The sequence below is a fragment of the Mycobacterium sp. genome (assembly GCF_050701675.1).
Lineage (GTDB): Bacteria > Actinomycetota > Actinomycetes > Mycobacteriales > Mycobacteriaceae > Mycobacterium.
In genome coordinates this window covers 1-1594 of record NZ_JBOGDD010000046.1, presented here as the reverse complement: position 1 = coordinate 1594, position 1594 = coordinate 1, and the positions used below count along the sequence as shown (strand labels likewise).

The window sequence follows — 1594 nt, the reverse complement described above, 5'->3', positions numbered from 1 at the left end:
CACCTCGACACCTGCTGCGCGGCTGGTGAAGTACCCGGTCGCGGCGAGACCCTTGGCATGGTTGCGCCGAAAACCGTTGTGCCGTCCATAAACCTGCTCGAAGCGGTCGGTGAAGCGCGCAGCAGTCAACCGCGGCGCGCTCAGCCAACCCGACGCCTCGGCCAAGCCGGCGGCGCCGGCCGCCATCACTCCCGTGACGGCGGCCAGCCCGGCGAGGGCGTTGCGACGGTTGAGCACGTGGTCCGGCATGGCGTTGACTCCTTTCGCCGGTGAGCTCAAAATGGCAGGTCGACCAGGCCGGTGGTGGTGTCGGTCTCGTCGTGATTGGACGTGTGCAGGCCGACCGGCGTCTTCACCTGGGGGTTGGTGCCGAAGGGCACCAGCGGACTCGTGTCGGCTCCGGCGATCGGCCCGAGGGCGATCGCGGCACCGACGGCGGCCAGCGCCAGTCCTGGAATGACGCGCTTGGCGGCACTGATCATCACGATGAATCTCCTTCTGTGCGTTGCCCAGCGGATTCCGGGCCACTGACATCACCGTCGTCGACGAAGACGATGATTGATTGGTCGCTTTCTGAAGATTCATTAACGATCTGCCGCCGGCCCGTCGCGATGGCATCGCACACCAATCCGTCCGGTGCATCATGGAGCCATGAACGACCTCACCAGCGCGCCGAGTCGTCGGGCCCTGGTGGTCGACGACGAGGTTCCCCTGACCGAGATCGTGGGCAGCTACCTCAGTCGCGAAGGCTTCGAGGTACACGCCGCCCACGACGGAGTGGCAGCGGTTGCCCTTGCGAGCAGCGTCGACCCGGACGTCGTCGTACTCGACGTGGGGCTGCCCGGCATCGATGGATTCGAGGTCTGCCGCCGGTTGCGGATCTTCTCCGACGCCTACGTCATCATGCTGACCGCGCGCGACACCGAGGTCGACACGGTCGTGGGGCTGTCGGTCGGGGCCGACGACTACATCACCAAGCCCTTCAGTCCGCGGGAGCTGGTCGCCAGAATTCAGGCGATGCTGCGGCGGCCGCGTCGCGCGGTGGCCGAGGTGGCCGAGGGCGGCGACGAACGCAGGCCGCCCCGTCGCGTCGGAGCATTGAGCATCGACGTCGACGGTCGGGAGGTGCGGCTCGACGAGTCCGAGATCATGCTCACGAGAACAGAATTCGACCTTCTCGACGCACTTTCCGCACGGCCGGGCAAGGTGCTTGGCAGGCGGCAACTGATCGAAATCGTCTGGGGCGACGCGTGGGTCGGCAGCGACAACATCGTCGACGTACACGTCGGGCATCTGCGCCGCAAGCTCGGTGAAGACCCGGCCCAGCCGCGCTACGTCACCACGGTCCGCGGCGTTGGTTATCGGATGGGTAGGGGCTGATGCCTCGGAGGAGGTGGCAGCGTGCGGGCGAGGTCGCCCGCTACGGCATCAGAACCCGTCTGCTGGCCGCGAATTCGATCGTGGTCGTGGCGAGCTTCGCGACGACGATAGTCGTCGCCGCGCTCGTCGGTCCGCCGATGTTCCTGCGGCTCATGGACGCGGCGGCGCGGACGGGCGAGCACCCCTACCAGCGGGCCTTCGAGAAGGCCACCGC

The 1594-nt window shown here is 67.3% G+C and carries 2 protein-coding genes and 2 pseudogenes; 2 read left to right on the top strand and 2 right to left on the bottom strand.

Annotation, left to right across the window (positions count from 1 at the left end):
- Both ACRDUX_RS01485 and ACRDUX_RS01480 read right to left on the bottom strand, forming a co-directional pair.
- Window positions 1-249, bottom strand: a pseudogene (locus ACRDUX_RS01485) (catalase); the annotation flags it as partial.
- 26 nt (window positions 250-275) lie between these two features.
- On the bottom strand, window positions 276-482 hold the full coding sequence (locus tag ACRDUX_RS01480) for a hypothetical protein (protein WP_526410326.1): 207 nt from the start codon (window positions 480-482) through the stop codon (window positions 276-278).
- A gap of 169 nt (window positions 483-651) precedes the next feature.
- Between ACRDUX_RS01480 and ACRDUX_RS01475 the strand changes: the two genes are divergently transcribed.
- Together ACRDUX_RS01475 and ACRDUX_RS01470 are read left to right on the top strand one after the other, a co-directional pair.
- Window positions 652-1380, top strand: coding sequence for a response regulator (locus tag ACRDUX_RS01475; protein ID WP_526410324.1), 729 nt, complete (start codon window positions 652-654; stop codon window positions 1378-1380).
- A pseudogene (locus ACRDUX_RS01470) lies at window positions 1380-1594 on the top strand (hypothetical protein); the annotation flags it as partial. The gene ACRDUX_RS01475 and the pseudogene ACRDUX_RS01470, both read left to right, overlap by 1 nt.

Coding starts and splice junctions, on each gene's coding strand:
- ACRDUX_RS01480 (WP_526410326.1), bottom strand. CDS start 482: ATGATCAGTGCCGCCAAGCGCGTCATTCCAGGACTGGCGCTGGCCGCC.
- ACRDUX_RS01475 (WP_526410324.1), top strand. CDS start 652: ATGAACGACCTCACCAGCGCGCCGAGTCGTCGGGCCCTGGTGGTCGAC.